Here is an 18,087-nt window from a genome sequence, read left to right on the forward strand (position 1 = left end):
AGAGATCGCGTGGTCGAGCCCGCGTCGCAGCTCGCCGACCGCCGCGGTGTCGACCGGCCGGGCGGGCGTCAGCCGCGCAGGCGCAGGCCTCGCGGGGTGGCGCGGAAACCGGCCGAGGTCAAGGCGTCGCGCAGCGGCGAGGTGTAGACCCCTTCGCCGTCGGCGCGCTCGACCGAGAGCGCACCCAACGCTCCCGTGTGGACCGCGTCGGCCAGGGCCTTGGCCGCCGCGGCCAGCGTCTCCGTGTCGTCGGTGAAGGACAGCAGCGTGCGGCCACCGCGTTCGACGTAGAGCACCAGGTCACCACCGACCAGCACGACCAGGGCGCCGGCCTTGCGGCCCGCCCGGTGGCCGGTGGCCGGGCCGGGCTGGCCCTCGCCCGAGTCGACCACCCGCTCGGGCCACGGCAGGGCCGCGCCGTAGGGGTTGGCCGGGTCTGTCGCGGCCAGGACCAGTGCGAACCCGCCGCCGCCACCGCGCGCCCGCCCACGGCTCGGCGGCTCTTCGACCGCCTCGACGCGGTCGCTGCGGTCGGCGATGGCGCGGAGGCGGTCGACGGCGCCGGGCACCGCGAACTGGGCCGCTCCCAGCCCCTCGACGAAGTAGCCGCGCCGGGCCGTGCCGCGCTCCTCCAACGCGGCCAGCACCGGGTAGACCGCCGCGAAGCCGCCGGCCACACCCTCGGCGGCGGCGACGCCGCGGGTGACGACCCCGTGGCGTTCGAGCAGGACCTCGGCCAGGGTGGCCGCCCGCTTGGTCGGATCGGTGTCGCGCTCCGGCAGTCGGGACCAGCGGCCGGCGACCGTCGGCGGGCCGGTGCGGCTCGGCATCGTGGCCCGGCCAGGGCGGCGGTAGCGGGTGCGCGGCGCGGTCGATTTCGCCCGGTGTGCGCCGCCGCCGCCGAGCACCGCGCGCAGCGGAGCCAGCGTGTCGTTGGTCAGGTAGCCGGCCCAGACCAGGTCCCAGACGGCGCCGATCAGCTCGGCGTCGTCGGTCGAGCCGACCCGGTCGGACAGGGTGCGGAAGAAGAGGGCCTGGCCGTCGGCCAGGGCGTCGAGCACCGCGGTGTGTTGGGGGGTCAGCGCCAGCGCCTCGTCGGGGACCGGAAGCAGCAGCGGCGCCGAGTCGGCGTAGGCCAGGGTGACCCAGCCGTCGCCGCCCGCGATGGCTCCGCCGCCGGCCCAGACCACGTCGCCGCTGGCGCACAGCTCGTCGAGGTAACCCGGCTGGTAGTCGGCCACCCGCGCCGGCAGCACCAGCCGCTCCAACGCGGACGCCGGCACCGCGAGGCCCTGCAACTGCTCGATCGCCGCCTCGACGGCCTCGACGCCGCGGGCCGAGGAGCCGACCTGCTGCCAGCGCGGCAGGAACGTGGCCAGCACCCGCGGCGGGACCGGCTCGATCTCGCGGCGCAACGCGGCCAACGAGCGACGGCGCAGCATCCGGAGCACCTCGGCGTCGCACCACTCGCTGCCGGCGCCGCCGGGTGAGAACTCGCCGGAGACGACCCGGCCGGTCGCGGCCATCCGGCGCAGCGCCTGCTCGACGACGTAAACGCCGAGCCCGAAACGGGCCGCGCAGGTGGTGGCCGCGAACGGCCCATGGGTGCGGGCGTAGCGGGCGACCAGATCGCCCAGTGGATCAGCGACCGGATCCAGGTGTGCGGAGGGGATGCCGACCGGGAGCGCCACGCCGAGCGCGTCGCGGAACCGGCCCGCGTCGTCGATGCCGACGAAGCGGTCTTCGCCCGCGATGCGGACCAGGATCGCGCGCCGCGCGGCGACCAGTTCCTCGGCCCAGGCGACCGGGGCGCCGCGCTGGGCCAGCTCGCCCGGCGACAGGTCGCCGAGCAGGCGGAGCAGCTCGGCCACGTCTTCGGCGTCGCGCGGTTGCCGCTCCGGGGTCAGCCATTGCAACTGCCGCTCGGTCTCGGTGACCACCGCCGGCTCGAGCAGCTCGCGCAGGTCGACCCGGCCGAGCAGCTCGCCGAGCAGCGCGGAGTCGAGCGCGAGGGCGGCGGCCCGGCGCTCGGCCAGCGGCGAGTCGCCCTCGTAGAGGAACGCACCCACGTAGCCGAACAGCAGCGAACGGGCGAATGGCGACGGGCGCGGCGTCTCGACCTCGACCAGGCGCACCTTGCGGGCGGCCAGGTCGCGCATCAGGCCGGTCAGGCCCGGAACGTCGAAGACGTCTTGCAGGCACTCGCGGGCCGCTTCGAGGGTGATCGGGAAGTCGCCGTATTCCCGGGCCACGTCGAGCAACTGCGCGGACCGCTGGCGCTGTTGCCAGAGCGGCTGGCGGCGCCGCGGGTCGCGGCGCGGAAGCAACAGCGCCCGGGCCGCGCATTCGCGGAACCGCGCGGCGAACAGCGCGGAGCCGCCGACCGCCTCTTCGACGATCTGGACGATCTCCTCCGGCTCGAACGCCACGATGTCGGCACCCGGCGGCTCGTCGGCCGTGTCGGGCAGCCGCACCACGATGCCGTCGTCGGAGGGCATCACCTGCGCATCGACGCCGTAGCGCTCGGCCAGCCGCTGGCCCACCGCCAGCGCCCATGGCCCGTTGACCCGCGCGCCGAGCACGCAGTGGACGGCCATGCGCCAGTCGCCCAACTCGTCGCGGAACCGCTCGACCACGACGGTGCGGTCGTCGGGCAGCGAACGCGTCGCCTCCCGCTGCTCGCGCAGGTAGGCCAACAGGTTGCCGGCCGCCCAGTCGTCGAGGCCGCCGGCCTTGAGCGCGCTGGTCGCCGCCTCTTCCTCCTGCTTGACCAGGGTGCGCAGCCGGGCGCCGATGGCCCGGCCGAGCTCGACCGGCCGGCCGATCTGGTCGCCCTTCCAGAACGGCATGCGGGCCGCCTGCCCGGGCGCCGGCGAGACCAGCACCCGGTCGGGCGTGATGTCTTCGATCCGCCACGACGTCGAGCCGAGCAGGAAGACGTCGCCGACCCGCGACTCGTAGACCATCTCCTCGTCGAGTTCGCCGACCCGGGCCGCGCGCTCGGCGCCGGCCAGGAAGACACCGAACAGGCCGCGGTCGGGAATCGTGCCACCGCTGGTCACCGCCAGCCGCTGCGCGCCTGGCCGCCCGGTGAGCTGGTCGGTCGCCCGGTCCCAGACGAGCCGGGGCCGCAGCTCGGCGAACGCGGTCGACGGGTAGCGCCCCGACAGCATGTCGAGCACCGCGTGCAGCGCCGAGTCGGGCAGCTCGGCGAACGGCGCGGCCCGACGGACCAGCACGGCCAGGTCGCCGACCGCCCACGGGTCGAGCGCCACCATCGCGACGACCTGCTGGGCGAGCACGTCGAGCGGGTTGCGCGGGTAGCGCAGCTCTTCGATCGCGCCCTCGCCCATCCGGTCGGCCACCACCGCGCACGACACCAGGTCGCCGCGGTGCTTGGGGAAGACGACACCGCGGGAGACGGCGCCGACCTGGTGGCCGGCCCGGCCGACGCGCTGCAGCCCGGCGGCCACCGACGGCGGTGCCTCGATCTGGATCACCAGATCGACCGCGCCCATGTCGATGCCCAACTCCAGGCTGGAGGTCGCGACCACCGCGGGCAGCGCGCCCGACTTCAGCGCCTCTTCGGTGTTTTTCCGCTCTTCGCGGGAGACGCTGCCGTGGTGGGCGCGCGCGATCACCGGCGCCGCACCGGCCGCGGCGCCCGCCTGCGCCATGATCTCGGCCGGCAACCGTGCCGACCCGCCCGCGGCGATCTCGTCGACCGCCTCGACCGCGAGTTCGTTGAGCCGGGCGCAGAGCCGCTCGGCGCTGCGTCTGGAGTTGGTGAAGACGATCGTCGACCGATGTCGGGTGATCAGGTCGTAGACCCGCTCCTCCACCGCCGGCCAGATCGACGCCCGCCGGGGCCGGCCGGGCTCGTCGCCGCCGGGCTCCTCGACCTCGTCGAGCCGGGTCATGTCTTCGACCGGCACCTCGACGCTGACCTCGATCGTCTTGGCGGTCGCCGGCCGCACGACGTCGACCGGGTGCGCCCCGCCGAGGAACTGCGCCACCTCGCTGACCGGCCGCACGGTCGCGGACAGCCCGATCCGCTGGGCCGGCTTGGGCAGCAACTCGTCGAGCCGCTCGAGCGACAGCGCCAGGTGAGCACCGCGCTTGGTGGCGGCGACCGCGTGCACCTCGTCGACGATCACCGTCTCGACGCCCCGCAGCGAGTCGCGCGCCGCCGACGTGAGCAGCAGAAACAGCGACTCGGGCGTGGTGATCAGGATGTCGGGCGGGGTGCGCGCGAACGTGCGCCGCTCGTCGGCGGGCGTGTCGCCGGTGCGCATGCCCACGGTGATGTCGGGCGGCGGCAGGCCCAGCCGCGACGCGGCGTGCCGGATGCCGGCGAGCGGCGCCCGCAGGTTGCGCTCGACGTCGACGGCGAGCGCCTTGAGCGGGCTGACATAAAGCACCCGGCAGCGCTGGCGCCGCTCGGCCGGCAGCGGCTCGCGGGCCAGCTTGTCGAGCGACCAGAGGAACGCGGCGAGCGTCTTGCCGGACCCCGTGGGCGCCACGACCAGCGCGTTGCGCCCCGCGCCGACCGCCTTCCACGCCCCCGCCTGTGCGTCGGTGGGCGCGGCGAAGGCGGCGGCGAACCACTCCCTGGTCGCCGGCCCGAACTGCTCCATCACCGCCACGCACCAATCGTGCCCTAGGGGTGTGACAGAAACACGCGGCGAAATCGAGGGACCAGACAAAGAGCCTCAAACAGGGCCATTTCTCCCGGGTCCGCCGTGGTCCGGATCGCCGCTCCCGCCGGAGAATCCACCTCCGCGGTGCGGAGCGCTCAGACCAGACGCGGCCGATGCGGCCCCGCCCGGGCGCGGTCGCTGGCCGACCGCGGGCCGGTCAGATTGAGCGGTTTCGGAGGACGGTCGCGGCCGCGGGCCAGTCTTCGGCGAGCATCGCGTACTGGACCGTGTCGCGCCAGGTGCCGTCGGGGCGGATGCGGTGGTGGCGGAGGACCGCCTCGCGGGTGGCGCCCAGGCGTTCGATCGCGGCCTGGGAGCGGGTGTTGCGGATGTCGGTGTGCCAGACCACGCGCTCCGCGCCCAGCGTCTCGAATGCGCGGGTCAACAGCAGCAACTTGGCCTCCGGGTTGACGCCCGTGCGCCAGGCCGAGCGGCCCAGGAAGGTGTGGCCGATGGCCAGCGACCGGCGGCCGGGCTCGACCTCGTAGAACGACGTCGTCCCGAGCACCTCGCCGGTGACGGCGGAGCGCTGCACCCACGGCACCCGCTCGCCGCGGTGGTGTTCGGCCAGGGCGCCGGCCACGTACGCCGCCATCTCGTCCCGGTCCCGCGGCTGGCGCGCCGTCAGGTGTTGCCAGACCTGCGGGTCGGCCGTCGCCTTGAACAGGTCGTCCGCGTGGGACAGGTCCAGCGGTTCCAGCAGCACCCGCGAACCCCGCATCACGGCCGGGTCGAGCCACGGCGAGCCGGCCGGTCGCAGGTAAGCGGGCGTCGCCACCGCGACCGCCGCGTCGGGCTCGGGGACACCGGGGGTCAGCCGCAGCGGCAGCACACCGGCCCAGTGCGGCAGCGAGAGATCATCTTCGTCGTCGATGACGCCGCCACTGCGTTGGCGGGCGGAGACCTCGACGAGCGGCAGCGCCAGCACCGCGGTCTCGGCCAGTTCACGCTTCGTCGGGGGCCGGGTCTCGGCCGAGCGACCGGCGCCCACCTTCTCCACCAGCGCGGTCAGCACCGACCGCTTGGTCTCCTCGTCGCGCACCAGCGTCGCGACGCCGTGTGCGACCACCGAGCGGTAGTTGGCGCTGTGGTTGAACTGCGACCGGGCCAGGACCAGCCCGTCGAGCAGCGTGACCGTGACGCAGACCCGCAGGCCGTCGCCGCGGGCCGCGAGGAGGGGGCGGCTGCCGGTCGAGCCGTGCAGGTAGAGCGTGTCGCCGACACGGACGTGCAGTGTGGGAAGCACCCGCGGCTCGCCGTCGACGACGAAACCCATGGCGCAGTGGAAGGCCTCGTCGAGAATGCTGTGTACGACCGCCGGGTCGTACGCCATCCGCTCGCGTTCCCGTGTCGCCGTGGTGCGTGCCGTCGGCGCGTACACGTTGCCTCCCTGGGCTTTGTTCTAGTACATTCTTGAAACTGTGGCAGTACATTATCAGATCGTCGGCGCGACGGCGGCCGAGATTTCTTCGAGTATCGAGACCGGCGTACGCACGGGCGCGCTCGCACCCGGCACCCCGCTGCCGCCGGTCCGCGGCCTGGCCGACGGGCTCGGTGTCAGCGCGGGCACGGTCGCGAAGGCCTACCAGACGCTGCGCTCGCGCGGCGTGATCGAGACCGCCGGCCGCAACGGCACCCGGGTGCGCCCCCGCCCGCCGGTCAGCGGCGGCCGCGCGGCGCTGGTCGTGCCGCCCCCGACCGGCGTGCTCGACCTGGTCTCCGGCGAACCCGACCTGCGCCTGCTGCCACCACTGGGCCCGCACCTGCGCCGGCTCGCCGAGGCCGACCCGGTCGGTTACAACCACGACGGCATGCACCCCGACCTGGCCGAGTCGGCCGCCGCCCGGCTCGCCGCCGACGGCGTCGACGCCGCACACGTCACGGTCACCAGCGGCGCCCTCGGCGGCATCGACCGCCTGCTCACCGCGCACCTGCGGCCGGGCGACAAGGTCGCGGTCGAAGACCCCGGCTGGGCGCACGTGATCGACCTGGTCGCCGCGCAGGGCCTGGAGATCGTCGGCGTGCCGGTCGACGACGAGGGACCGACCCCGTCGGGCACCGACCTCGCGCTCGCGGCCGGGGTGCGGGCGTTCATCGTCACCAGCCGGGCGCACAACCCGACCGGGGCCGCGGTGACCAGGCGCCGCGCCGCGGACCTGCGGCGGGTGCTGGCCGACCACCCCGACGTGCTGCTGATCGAAGACGACCACTCGGCCGAGCTGTCCACGGTGCCCCTGCACACGCTGGCCAAGGCCACCCGCAACTGGGCCGTCCTGCGCTCGGCCAGCAAGCCCTACGGTCCCGACCTGCGGCTGGCCGTGCTGGCCGGCGACGAGGCGACGATCGCGCGGGTGGCCGGCCGGATGCGGCTCGGCTCGGGCTGGGTGTCCACCCTGCTCCAGCGATTGGTCGCCGAACTCTGGTCGGACCCCGGCGTGGCCGAGCGGGTGGCGACCGCCCGCGACAGCTACGAGCGGCGGCGCGGCGCACTGCGACGCGCACTCGACGCGCACGGCGTGCCGAGCCAGGGCCGCACCGGGATCAACATCTGGGTGCCGGTGCCCGACGAGACCTCGGCGGTCACCGCGCTGCGCGACGCCGGCTACGCGGTCGCGCCGGGCTCGCTCTACCGGATCGGCGCGCCGGCCGGCATCCGGATCACGGTCAGCCGGCTCGACGACGACCGGATCGAGCCGCTGGCCTCAGCGGTGGCCCAGGTCGTCCGCGGCACGGCGCCACGATCGTTCTCAGCTTGAGGGGGTGGCGCGGAAGGGGTAGAAAGTCCGAATGGCGCCGACGGAGACCCCACCCGGGGCGGAATCGTTCATCCCCGACGACTCGCACACTCTCGACGAGCTGAAGCGGGCCGCGCCGGGCTGTCACGGCTGCGAGCTGTACGAGAACGCCACCCAGGTGGTCTTCGGCCGCGGCGACGCGCACGCCAAGATCGTGATGGTCGGCGAGCAGCCGGGTGACATCGAGGACCAGCAGGGCCTACCCTTCGTCGGCCCCGCCGGCCACCTGCTGCGCCGCGCGGTCGACGAGGCCGGCATCGACCCGGCCACGCTCTACATCACCAACGCGGTCAAGCACTTCCGCTTCGAGATGCGCGGCAAGCGACGGATCCACCAGACGCCCGAGCGCCAGCACATCGAGGCCTGCCGGCCCTGGCTGGTGTCCGAGTTCGCGCTGCTGCGGCCCCGGGTCGTCGTCGTGCTCGGCGCGACCGCGGCCAAGGCGCTGCTCGGCCCGTCCTTCCGGGTCACCCGCGAGCGCGGCAAGGTGCTGCCCTGGCCCGACTCGGCCCAGCACCCCGACGACTTCCGCGTCGCACCCATCGAGGGTGGCATCGAGGTGCCGCCCGGCAAGCTGGTCGCCACCATCCACCCGTCGGCGGTGCTCCGCGCCGACGACCGCGACGGCGCCTTCAACGGCCTGGTCGACGACCTCAAGGTGGTCGCCGCGGCGGTCAAGAAGGGCTAGGGGTTGGCAACCCAGTCAGCGCTGGGCCGCTGGCCGGTGGCCACGTAGTCGGTGACCAGGCGGCGGGCCGTCGCGGTCGAGACGCGGACCAACTCCGGGGGGATCTCGACCGGTGCGGCGTCGACCGACCACTGCACCGTCAGCGGCTGGTCGGCCGGCAACTCGACCGCGTAGCGGCCGTCGGGCAACCAGGTCACCGACGCCCGGTCGGCCAGGACGTCGATGTCGACCCGCAACTCGTCGTCGCTGCCGACCGGACCGAACCAGAGCGACTGCCCGAAGCCACCGAACGGTGCCGCGCGCTGGATCGACAGGTCGAACAGCTCGCCGGCCTGGGCAGCCCCCGCGACCGTCTGCTCGCTCGCGTTGATGTCGGTCATCACGTACGTCACCGGATGAGGCTACCCGTACCCTCGATGACCCTCCTGAAGAAGGTCTGACCACCGTCGACAGTGCCCCAGACCGTCATCCGGGACCCCTCCGGAATCATTCCCGGCAGCAGGGTGTCGCAGCTCAGCGGGCTGCCGGCGTCGAACGCGCGGGACCCGCACGTGCTGTTGTCGACCACCACCTCCGTGTCGCGACCGTCGGCGCGCATCTGGCTCGCCGGCCGGGCCTCGGCGTGGTCGAACGCCATCGGCGCCACGGGCAGCGGCCGGCCGCTCGGGCCGGTGATCCGGCTGTGGTCCAGATCCTGGCTCAGGCCCGGGTCCGTGCCGGACGAGATCGGAGTGGAACCGGTGTCGCCGGTGCTGCGATAGCTTCCGGACGTGGGCCGCCGGTCGCCCTCGACCCGCGGTTGGAAACCGTTCGACGCGTCCCGCACGGACTGTGGCGCGTCCGCGCGGTGGACCCGGTCCCAGCCGGGCGTGACCGAGTTGAAGTGATCCGGGTCCGGGGCGCTGCCGGAGGTGCCGCGCGGCGGCCCGCCACCACCGGGCGGCCCACCGCCGCCGGGACCGCGGCGGGGACCGCCCGGCGAGCTGCCCGGCGGGCCACCGCGCGGCCCGCCACCGGGTGGTGCGCCGCCGCCACCGCCGCCGCGGGCCGACGGGGAGCGGAACCCGGGTATCGCCCGGCCCAGCTTGGTCTCGACGGCCGGTGGCAGCTTGAGCTTCCGCCCTCCGGACCGGCGCGGCTTGCCGGCCACGTCAGCTCAGCACCGCGTTGATCGCCTGGTCCTGGAGCAGCCCCACGACGGTCTGGGTGATCATCTTGAACACCGGTATCTCCAGCAACGAGGCGCCGAACGTCGCCACCGCCGTCGCGATCGCCTGGGCGATCTGGATCGCCAGCAGGACCAGCTGGATGATCACCTGGATCTTGAGCATCAGCACGATCGCCGCGCAGACGATCAGGCCCGCGCCCAGCACGACGGCGCCGGTGCTGGCACCGGACAGGGTCTGCGGCGCGTTCTCCGGGCCCGACCACCAGCCCTGGAACGCCTCCACCGCGGGCCCCGCGTTGACGCCGGTCACCTGCTGGGCGCCCACCCCGACGGCCGCAGAGGCCTGCTCCACGTCGCCGGCGAAGGCCAGCCACGCCTGCCCCATGCCGAACAGCTTCTCCTCGTCGGAGGTCGGCCAGTCATAACCGATCATCCCGAGTACGGAGACCAGCTCCCCCGGCAGCGTCAGCCCCATGACTAGGCGATCCGGCCGTGCAGGCCCTGGAACCGGTCGAGGGCGTCGCGGTCGGACTCCTCGTAGCTGTCGGCCATCAGCATCAGGTCGTCGGCCGCGTCGAGCAGGTCGTCGGCGCAATCCTGGAGACACTCGAAGGCCCATTGCGACACCGCGTCGTACGCCGTGCCGACCAGCATCCCGATCGTGTCGTCGCCGAACCCGCCCTCGAACCCGGACAGTTCCGCGATCAGTCCCCGCACCCGGGCCGAGAAGGCGTCGGCCGCGCCGCCGATGGTCGAGCCGCCGGCCCGCACCGTCTCCGGCACCACGGCGAACCCGGTCACGGCCGCTTTCCCAGCCGGTCCATCGCCTCGTCGAGCGCGCCGGTGAACCGGGCCATCTGCCGCAGGCTGTCGTCTTGCATCTGCCGCACCTGACCGGCCAGCGCGCCGAAGTCGACGGGGAGCGCGCCGCTGCCGGACGCCTCGGCCAGCGCCGCGTTGACCGCCTCGGTGATCGCTTCCGCGAGTTGGTCGAGCGGCACCCGCCCGGCCCGCGGGTCGATCTCGACCCACTCGATCCGGCCACCGCCGGTCGCCCGCACCGTCACCAGGCCGTCGAGCGCGCTGCCCTCGCCGGTGACCGGTTCGGCCGCGGCGTCGCCGGCCGCGAGACTGTCGAGCATCCGCCGGGCCTGGGCGAGCGTCGCCTCCAGGTCACCGGTGCCATCCGCCATCGCCAAGTCGCCACTCCCCCGCGTTCCGCACCAACCGGCAACCAGAAGATAGCATTCCGTCGATAGCGAATTGATCAGCCGCCGGGTCGTCGCGGCGCCGGCGGGCCCTAACCGCCGGAGGCGGACAGCCGCAGCGGGACCGGTTCGTAGACGTGTGGCGCGAGCCGGGCGCAACACCGCAGGTTGCGATAGCGGCCCTGGTAGTCGAGCCCGTAGCCGACCACCACGCCGGCCGGCACGTCGAAGCCCACATAGCGGATCGGCACCGGCAGCGCCTGGGCGCCGGGCTTGCGGAACAGGCCGCAGAACTCCAGCGAGGCCGGCCCGCGGGCGCGCAGGTTGGTCATCAGCCAGGCTGCCGTCAGGCCCGTGTCGAGCACGCCGTCGACGACCAGCACGTCGCGGCCGGCCACGTCGACGTCGATGTCTTTGCGCAGCCGCACCGCGCCGGAACCGCCCTGGCCGGCACCGTACGAGGTGATGCCCATCCAGGTGATCTCCACGTGCCGGTGCAGCGCCCGGGCCAGGTCGACCGTCACGGTGGCCGCCCCGTTGAGCACGCCCACCAGGAGCAGGTCGCGGCCCGCGTAGTCACGCTCTATCTCGGCCGCCAGCGCGCCCACCCGGGCGGCGATCTCGTCTTCGGTCGCGAGGACCTCGGCCACGTCGTCAACCACGTGCGCGTGCTCCACGCGGCTCAAGCTACTCCACTTGGCGCCGCGGCCTCCACCACACGAACGTGGGGGGCGCGCACCTGGCACCATCTATCCGTGCCGCTCACCGCATCCCGCGCCCTCGTCCGGCAGACCGAGCGCTGGTTCGTGCGGCGGGGCGTGCCGCAGATGATCGCCCGATACGAGTTCCGCCGGCACGTGCTGCCGCGCATGGTGCCCTACCTGGCCCTGGTGGCGTTCGTCGACATCGCCTGGTTCGGCTCGCTGGCCGCCGGCGCCGAGGGCCGCACGCACGACCTGATCGGCCTCGCCGCCGTCGTCGCCGGGATCGCGGCCTGGCCGCTGCTGGCCGCGTGGAGCCGGCGGGTGCCGCGGCTGTCCCTGTTCACCGCCTGGACCCTGCTCGCCGGGTACGCCGTCCTGCTCGCCGCCGTGCCGCTGACCGCGCTCAACAAGGGGTGGTCGGTCGGCGGGTTCACCTACTACCTGCTGGTCGCCGTGGCGGCCACCGCCGGCGGTTACCTGGCAGTCACCTACGGCCTGCTGCCCCTGCTGCGCAGCGCCGTCCGGCACGCGATCGACGACATGCGCAACAGCGTGCGACTGCAGGGGCGGGCGTTGCCCATGCTGCTGTTCGTCACGTTGTTCTTCTTCTTCACCGGTGAGCTGTGGCAGGCCACCAACCGGCTGGGCTGGGACCGGGTGGGCTGGGTGCTGCTGCTCTTCGCGGCGGTGACCATCCTGGCCAGCGCCGGCCGGCTGCGCGACGAGATCGGCCGGGTGGAGGCCGACCTGCGGCCGGAGCGGCTCAGCCACGCCTGCGAGCGCACCCCACTGTCTATGGTGGACATGGCCGACGTGGCACCGGACGGCCCGCTGGCGCCGGTGCGGCTGACCAACGGCCAGGTCACCAACCTGCTGGTCATCCTGGCCACCCGGCAGCTCGTGCAGGCGGCCGTGGTCGGGCTGGGGCTTTTCGGTTTCTTCGTGCTGCTCGGCCTGCTCGTGGTGACCGAGCCGACGGCCGCGCAATGGATCGGTGCGGCACCCGAGATGGTCGGCCGGGTGCCGGTGGCGCTGCTGAAGAACGCCACCGTGATCGCCGGCTTCGGCAGCATGTACTTCGCGGTCAACTCGATGATCGACGGCGAGCAGCGGCACCAGTTCTTCGCACCGATCCTCGACGAGGTCGAGCGGATCCTCGCCGTGCACGCGGTCTACGTGACCGTCCGCGACATCGTCCTGCCCGGCGAACGAACAAGACCGGCGATCCCGGCCCAGCCGGCAGAACCAGCAACACCGGCCCAGCCGGCAGAACCAGCAGCACCGGCCCAGCCGGCAGAACCAGCAACACCGGCCCAGCCGGCAGAACCAGCAACACCGGCCCAGCCGGCAGAACCAGCAACACCGGCCCAGCCGGCAGAACCAGCAGCACCGGCCCAGCCGGCAGAGCCGACCGGGCCGGAGGCGCCGGCTCAGCCCAGCTGAGGAGCGATCTCCGCGGCGATCAGCTCGATCAGCTCGATGTCGCGCAGGTCGCGCAGCTGCAGGAAGAGCCGGGTCGCGCCGGCTTCCACGTACGCGCCGAGCTCGTTGACGATCTTGTTTAGGGTGCCGATCGCCGCGCCGTCACCGGAGTCGGTGTCGAGCACGTCGCCGCCCCACCGGGCCCGCACCTCGGCGTCGGTCCGTCCACTCACGATGGTCACGGCGGCCGACTTGACCGGCAGGTCGGTCCGACCGGCCAGCGCGCAGGCGTCGTCGACGTTGCGGTAGATCCGGGACGCCTCGGCGGCCGAGCGGAACGGCACGTTGAACTCGTCGGCGAACCGCGCCGCCAGCGCCGGCGTCCGCTTCGGTCCCGAACCGCCCATGATGATCGGCGGGCGCGGCGACTGCACCGGCTTGGGCAGCCCGGGCGAGTCGAGCACCTCGTAGAACTTGCCGGAGTAGCTGTAGCGCTCACCGACCGGCAGCGCCCACAGCGACGTGATGATCTCGAGCTGCTCGGTCAGCCGGTCGAACCGCTCGCCGACCGGCGGGAAAGGGATCGCGTAAGCCTGGTGCTCCGCCTCGTACCAGCCGGCGCCGATGCCGAGCTCGATCCGGCCGCCGCTCATCTCGTCGACCTGCGCCACGCTGATCGCCAGCGGGCCCGGGTAGCGGAAGGTGGCCGAGGTGACCAGCGTGCCGAGCCGGACGGTCGAGGTCTCGTGGGCCAGGCCGGCCAGCGTGACCCACGAGTCGGTCGGGCCGGGCAGCCCGTCGCCACCCATCGTGAGGTAGTGGTCCGAGCGGAAGTAGCCCTCGAAGCCGGCCGCCTCCGTGGTGCGCGCGGCCTTGACCTGGTCGGCGTAGCTGGCACCGAGCTGGGGTTCGGTGAAGATGCACAAACGCATGTGTGCCAACCTAGCCCGATGCATCCCTCGACCGGCTGGCAGATCCGCCAGTCCTTCGGCGGCGGCGACCGCGAGGCGCTCGACGCCTTCCACCACAGCGTCTGGGGCGGCCCGATCGTCGTCGCCCACGACGAGGCGATCGACCTGCGCACCCTGCCGGCCCTGGTCGCGCTGGGCCCCGACGGCAAGCTGGCCGGCGCGCTGACCTGGCGGGTCGGCGGCGACGCCCTGGAGGTGGTCAGCATCGCGGCCGCCGCGAGCGGCAACGGCGTCGGCAGCGCATTGCTCGACGCGGTGGTGGCCGAGGCCGCAGCGGCCGGCGTACGCCGGATCTGGCTGGTCACCACCAACGACAACCTCCGGGCCCTGCGCTTCTACCAGCGGCGCGGGCTTCGGATCGTCGGCGTCGACCCGGGTGCCGTCGACCGGGCGCGGCGGATGAAGCCGAGCATCCCGGCCGTCGGCGACAACGGCATCCCCATCCACGACGAGCTTCGGCTAGAGCTAGCGATCGAGAGCACCTGACCATGTGGATCAGCTTCACCACCGACTACGGCCGCCGCGACGGGTTCGTCGCCGCCTGCCACGGCGCGATCGCGAAGATCGAGCCGACGGCCCGGGTCATCGACATCACCCACGAGATCATGCCGGGCGACGTGCCGCGGGGCGCCGTCGTGCTCGCGCAGACCGTCGGTGACCTGCCGACCGGCGTACACCTGGCGGTGGTGGATCCCGGCGTGGGCACGGCCCGCCGGTCGATCGCGCTGCGTGCGCCCCGCGGCCTGCTCGTCGGTCCCGACAACGGGTTGCTGATCTGGGCCGCCGAGGCGCTCGGTGGGGTGACCGACGCGGTCGAGCTGACCAACCCGGCGTGGTTCGCGCCCGCGGTCACCCGCACCTTCCACGGTCGCGACATCTTCGCGCCGGTCGCGGCCCGGCTGGCCGGCGGTGCGCCGCTGCACGAGGCCGGCCCGGCGATCGACCCGGCCGACCTGACCCGGCTACCGGAGCCCGAGGTCGAGACCGGCGACGGCTGGCTGGCGGCCGAGGTGCTCAGCGTCGACCGGTTCGGCAACGTCCAACTCGCCGCGACGACGCTGCCGGCGCCGGTCGGCCAGCCGGTGCGGATCGGCGAGCGGGAAGCGCTGGTCGGCGAGACGTTCGCCGACGTGCCCGCCGGCGGGCTGGTGGTGCTGATCGACTCGGCCGGACGGCTGGCGGTCGCGGCCAACGGCGCGCCGGCGGACGACGCCCTCGACGTGGTGCCCGGCGACGTGGTGCGGATCACCACGGGCGGCTGAGGCACCATTGACCGGTGCCCGAAGGCGACACGGTCTGGAACACCGCCCGCGCGCTGCAACGCGCCCTGGGCGGCAGCGAGCTGACCGCCTCCGACTTCCGGGTGCCGCGGCTGGCGACCACCCGGCTGACCGGCTGGCGGGTGCTCGAGTCGGCGGCCCGGGGGAAGCATCTCCTGCTGCGGCTGCGCGACCCGGCCGGCGCCGACCGCACGCTCCACTCGCACCTGCGGATGGACGGCGCCTGGCGGGCCTATGCGCCCGGTGAGCGCTGGGCGGCCAAGCCCGCACATCTGATCAGGGTGGTGCTGCGCACGGCCGACGCGGTCGCGGTCGGCTATCACCTGCACGACCTGACCCTGGTGCCGACGGCCCGGGAGAGCGAACTGGTCGGCCATCTCGGCCCGGACCTGCTCGGCCCCGACTGGGACCCGGCCGAGGCGGCCCGCCGGCTGGCCGCCCACCCCGACGCCACGATCGCCGAGGCGCTGCTCGACCAGCGCAACCTGGCCGGGATCGGCAACCTCTACAAGTCGGAGACGCTGTTCCTGCGCGGCGTCTGGCCGTGGACCCCGGTGAAATCCGTGCCCGACCTGCCCGGCCTCGTCTCGCTGGCCCAGCGGGTGATGGCCAACAACCGGGGCCGTTGGCTCCAGACCACGACAGGCGCCCTGCGCAAGAGCGAGGCGCATTACGTGTACGGCCGCCGCGCGCAGCCCTGCCGCCGGTGCGCGGCAGCGATCCAGAAGGCCGAGCAGGGCGAGCGGGTCACCTACTGGTGCCCGCGCTGCCAACCCGGGCCGCAGACCTCTTAGGGGGTCGTGGTGCGCATCTCGGCCAGGCCCGACGCGACACCGCGGAGCAGGTCGCTGGCCTCGGTGAGCCGGGACACGGACGGGTGGGTCGAGCCGATCCGGCCGTCTTCGGCCACGTAGGAGGCCGCGGCGGCGACCAGCCGCTCGTAGGCGACCACGCCCTCGTCGAGCTGGCGGGTCAGGTCGCGGTGCGCCTCGCTCAGCGCCGGCTTGGTCTCGGCCGGTGCGAACCGCAGCGCCTTTTCCACCCCCGACACCCGCTGGGCCAGGTCGCGCAGCGAGTCTTCGGCGACCTGGGCTTCCAGCACGGCGGAGCCGCCTACGCCGGTCAGCCGGGGCGCCAGGTTGGCGAGCGTGGCGGACGCCCGGTCGAGCCGGTCCCAGCCGCTCGCGGCGGCGCTGCCCCGCAGGGCGAAGCGGCCGCGGTGGCGGCGCACCTCGGCGATGGCCGAACGGCCACCGGGTGCCGACTCGACGGCGGCGAGCAGCCGGGCCCGGGTGCGCTCGGCGGCGATCGCGGGATCCTGCGGCGGGGGTGCCGGGACGGCGGCGAACCGGCGCAGGTCGGCCCAGCGCCAGCCGGCCAGCACCAGCGAGCCGCCCGCGGCGGCGGCCCACGCGGCGTCGGGCAGGCCCAGGCCGGCGTAAGGGGTCAGGACGGCGGCGGCACCGGCGAACCCGGCGCCGACCACGCTCCACCGACGGGCGGACCGGCGCAGTCTGTTGAGGCGCCGGAAGTATCGGGCCCGCTCGTCGGCCACGTGAACCCCCTCGATCAGCCGGCGGCGCTCGATCCGCCGGGGTTCTTGTCTTTGGACATGCTGGCGCGCAGTTCGTCGAGTCGCGCTATCCCGGCGACATCGGTCTGCTCCTGCTGGTCGCTGGCGGCCTTGTCGCCGTTGCCCTCGGCCGCGGCCTCGGACGCGGGCCCGACCGCCGGGCGCTCGGCGGCGCTGCCCAGCTTCTCGCCGGCCATGCTGGCCCGGATCTGCTCGAGCCGGTCGGCGCCGGCCATGTCGAGCGTCGAGCGCTGCACTTCGATCATCCGGCCCTCGACCGTGTTGGAGGCGAGTTCGGCGCGGCCCATCGCGTTGGCGTAGCGGCGCTCGATGCGCTCGCGCACCTCGTCGAAGGAGGGCGTGTTGCCGGGCGCGGCGGTCAGCGACGACATCGACTCGAGCGAGCGGGCGACCGTCTCCTGCATGCGGGCCTGCTCAAGCTGGCTGAGCAGCTTGGTGCGCTCGGCCAGCTTCTGCTGGAGGATCATCTGGTTGTTCTCGACCGCCTTGCGGGCCTGCCCGGCGGCGCTGATCGCCTGGTCGTGCAGGCTCTTGAGGTCTTCCATCCCCTGCTCGGCGGAGACCAGCTGCGAGGCGAGCTGCTGCGCGGTCTGCTCGTATTTCCCGGCCTCGGCCTCGTTGCCCTCGGCCCGCGACTTGTCGGCGAGCACCAGCGACTGGCGGGCCATCGAGCCGAGCTTCTCGACCTCGGACATCTGCCGGGAGAGCTTCATCTCGAGCTGGCGCTGGTTGCCGATCACCGCCGCCGCCTGCTGCACGAGAGCCTGGTGCTGCCGCTGCGCGTCTTCGACCGCCTGCTGGATCTGCACCTTGGGGTCGGCGTATTCGTCGATCTTGGCGCCGAAGAGCGCCATCAGATAACGCCACCCCTTGACGAACGGGTTCGCCATGTCCGCGGTATCCCCTCGTGTCTGTGCCTAAGGCCGTTCGCTCCATCGTCTCAGGCGCGCGCCAGCCGGTCACTGCCTTGGCAGCTATTGATCACAGTACGCGCCGCGGGGAAGCGGCTGCTATGGGAGTTACGCGGCGAAAACGACGTCGCGGTCGCGTGGGCCCGCGGAGGTGCTGCGGGTGGCCTTCAGGGTGGCCTTGAGCGGCGAGGTCTGGTGGACCGAGACCGACACCTTGCCGTCGGTCGCGATCTGGCGGACCGGTGCCTTCGCTCGGGCGGCACGGGCCAGTGCGGCGGCCGGCTCGGGCGTCGGCGCCTTGGCCGGATCGAGCACCGGCGTGGGCGGCTCGACGCGGGCCGGCTGGAGCTCGGGCGGCGTCTCCTCGTCGCCGACGCCGGCCAGCACGCCGTCCATCTGCTCGGCCAGCGCCAGCGTCTCGCTGGCCGCCAGGAGCAGCTGGGAGAGCTGGGTGTCGAGGGCGTCGCAGATCGACGAGAGCAGCTCGCTGGAGGCCTCCTTCTGGCCCCGCTCGATCTCTGAGAGGTAGCCCAGGCTGACATTGGCCGCGGTGGAAACCTCGCGCAGGGTGCGATGCTGCCCCTGCCGGCGCGCGCGCAATGCGTCGCCGATCACCCGACGTAGCAGGACCATTGCGCACCTCCCC

Annotated in this window: 18 protein-coding genes; 6 read left to right on the top strand and 12 right to left on the bottom strand. The window is 73.7% G+C overall.

Annotated features, from left to right (window positions below):
* Positions 1-68 precede the first annotated feature (68 nt).
* Entirely contained in the window at positions 69-4,637 is a 4,569-nt protein-coding gene (locus tag AB0J74_RS29620) for an ATP-dependent helicase (RefSeq protein WP_363453837.1), read from the bottom strand.
* Positions 4,638-4,857: 220 nt separating this feature from the next.
* Entirely contained in the window at positions 4,858-6,081 is a 1,224-nt protein-coding gene (locus AB0J74_RS29625; protein ID WP_363453695.1) for a bifunctional pyridoxamine 5'-phosphate oxidase family protein/GNAT family N-acetyltransferase, read from the bottom strand.
* A gap of 40 nt (positions 6,082-6,121) precedes the next feature.
* On the opposite strand from AB0J74_RS29625, the gene AB0J74_RS29630 reads away from it, so the two are divergent.
* Both AB0J74_RS29630 and AB0J74_RS29635 read left to right on the top strand, forming a co-directional pair.
* Positions 6,122-7,456: an aminotransferase class I/II-fold pyridoxal phosphate-dependent enzyme gene (locus tag AB0J74_RS29630; protein WP_363453697.1), complete on the top strand. Its 1,335-nt coding sequence runs from the start codon at positions 6,122-6,124 to the stop codon at positions 7,454-7,456.
* Between the two features lie 31 nt (positions 7,457-7,487).
* Positions 7,488-8,183 (top strand): UdgX family uracil-DNA binding protein, encoded by a 696-nt coding sequence (locus tag AB0J74_RS29635; RefSeq protein WP_363453699.1) that lies wholly within the window; start codon positions 7,488-7,490, stop codon positions 8,181-8,183.
* Here the strand turns inward: AB0J74_RS29635 and AB0J74_RS29640 are convergent.
* The 6 genes from AB0J74_RS29640 to AB0J74_RS29665 form a co-directional block, all read right to left on the bottom strand.
* A complete protein-coding gene (locus AB0J74_RS29640; protein ID WP_363453701.1) occupies positions 8,180-8,575 on the bottom strand; it encodes a hypothetical protein in 396 nt (131 codons plus the stop codon). The genes AB0J74_RS29635 and AB0J74_RS29640 overlap by 4 nt on opposite strands.
* The gene (locus AB0J74_RS29645) at positions 8,572-9,333 is read right to left on the bottom strand and encodes a DddA-like double-stranded DNA deaminase toxin (RefSeq protein ID WP_363453703.1); all 762 of its coding nucleotides are present in this window, start codon (positions 9,331-9,333) and stop codon (positions 8,572-8,574) included. Before AB0J74_RS29645 ends, AB0J74_RS29640 begins: the two co-directional genes overlap by 4 nt.
* A 1-nt stretch (position 9,334) precedes the next feature.
* Complete coding sequence (locus AB0J74_RS29650; protein WP_363453705.1) at positions 9,335-9,826, bottom strand: hypothetical protein; 492 nt, start codon at positions 9,824-9,826, stop codon at positions 9,335-9,337.
* Between the two features lie 2 nt (positions 9,827-9,828).
* On the bottom strand, positions 9,829-10,152 hold the full coding sequence (locus AB0J74_RS29655) for a hypothetical protein (RefSeq protein WP_363453707.1): 324 nt from the start codon (positions 10,150-10,152) through the stop codon (positions 9,829-9,831).
* On the bottom strand, positions 10,149-10,544 hold the full coding sequence (locus AB0J74_RS29660) for a YbaB/EbfC family nucleoid-associated protein (RefSeq protein ID WP_363453839.1): 396 nt from the start codon (positions 10,542-10,544) through the stop codon (positions 10,149-10,151). Before AB0J74_RS29660 ends, AB0J74_RS29655 begins: the two co-directional genes overlap by 4 nt.
* A 107-nt stretch (positions 10,545-10,651) precedes the next feature.
* A complete protein-coding gene (locus AB0J74_RS29665) occupies positions 10,652-11,236 on the bottom strand; it encodes a phosphoribosyltransferase family protein (RefSeq protein ID WP_363453709.1) in 585 nt (194 codons plus the stop codon).
* Positions 11,237-11,314: 78 nt separating this feature from the next.
* Here AB0J74_RS29665 and AB0J74_RS29670 point away from each other — a divergent pair, with 78 nt between their 5' ends.
* A complete protein-coding gene (locus AB0J74_RS29670) occupies positions 11,315-12,706 on the top strand; it encodes a hypothetical protein (protein WP_363453711.1) in 1,392 nt (463 codons plus the stop codon).
* Here AB0J74_RS29670 and AB0J74_RS29675 read toward each other — a convergent pair.
* Positions 12,694-13,617 carry an LLM class F420-dependent oxidoreductase gene (locus AB0J74_RS29675; RefSeq protein ID WP_363453713.1) on the bottom strand — a complete coding sequence of 308 codons (924 nt, stop codon included), beginning with the start codon at positions 13,615-13,617 and terminating at the stop codon, positions 12,694-12,696. The genes AB0J74_RS29670 and AB0J74_RS29675 overlap by 13 nt on opposite strands.
* Before the next feature lie 18 nt (positions 13,618-13,635).
* Between AB0J74_RS29675 and AB0J74_RS29680 the strand changes: the two genes are divergently transcribed.
* From AB0J74_RS29680 to AB0J74_RS29690, 3 genes are read left to right on the top strand one after another with little or no spacing between them, the layout of a single operon-like run.
* Complete coding sequence (locus AB0J74_RS29680) at positions 13,636-14,142, top strand: GNAT family N-acetyltransferase (RefSeq protein WP_363453715.1); 507 nt, start codon at positions 13,636-13,638, stop codon at positions 14,140-14,142.
* Positions 14,143-14,144: 2 nt separating this feature from the next.
* The gene (locus AB0J74_RS29685; protein ID WP_363453717.1) at positions 14,145-14,918 is read left to right on the top strand and encodes an SAM-dependent chlorinase/fluorinase; all 774 of its coding nucleotides are present in this window, start codon (positions 14,145-14,147) and stop codon (positions 14,916-14,918) included.
* Positions 14,919-14,932: 14 nt separating this feature from the next.
* Positions 14,933-15,730: a DNA-formamidopyrimidine glycosylase family protein gene (locus tag AB0J74_RS29690; RefSeq protein ID WP_363453719.1), complete on the top strand. Its 798-nt coding sequence runs from the start codon at positions 14,933-14,935 to the stop codon at positions 15,728-15,730.
* Here AB0J74_RS29690 and AB0J74_RS29695 read toward each other — a convergent pair.
* The 3 genes from AB0J74_RS29695 to AB0J74_RS29705 form a co-directional block, all read right to left on the bottom strand.
* Entirely contained in the window at positions 15,727-16,491 is a 765-nt protein-coding gene (locus AB0J74_RS29695) for a hypothetical protein (protein ID WP_363453721.1), read from the bottom strand. The two genes, AB0J74_RS29690 and AB0J74_RS29695, sit on opposite strands and share 4 nt — an antisense overlap.
* Before the next feature lie 14 nt (positions 16,492-16,505).
* Complete coding sequence (locus AB0J74_RS29700) at positions 16,506-17,420, bottom strand: PspA/IM30 family protein (protein WP_363453723.1); 915 nt, start codon at positions 17,418-17,420, stop codon at positions 16,506-16,508.
* A gap of 129 nt (positions 17,421-17,549) precedes the next feature.
* Positions 17,550-18,074: a helix-turn-helix transcriptional regulator gene (locus AB0J74_RS29705; protein WP_363453725.1), complete on the bottom strand. Its 525-nt coding sequence runs from the start codon at positions 18,072-18,074 to the stop codon at positions 17,550-17,552.
* Between the last annotated feature and the right edge of the window lie 13 nt (positions 18,075-18,087).

The organism is Asanoa sp. NPDC049573 (assembly GCF_040676615.1).
Classification (GTDB): Bacteria; Actinomycetota; Actinomycetes; order Mycobacteriales; family Micromonosporaceae; genus Asanoa.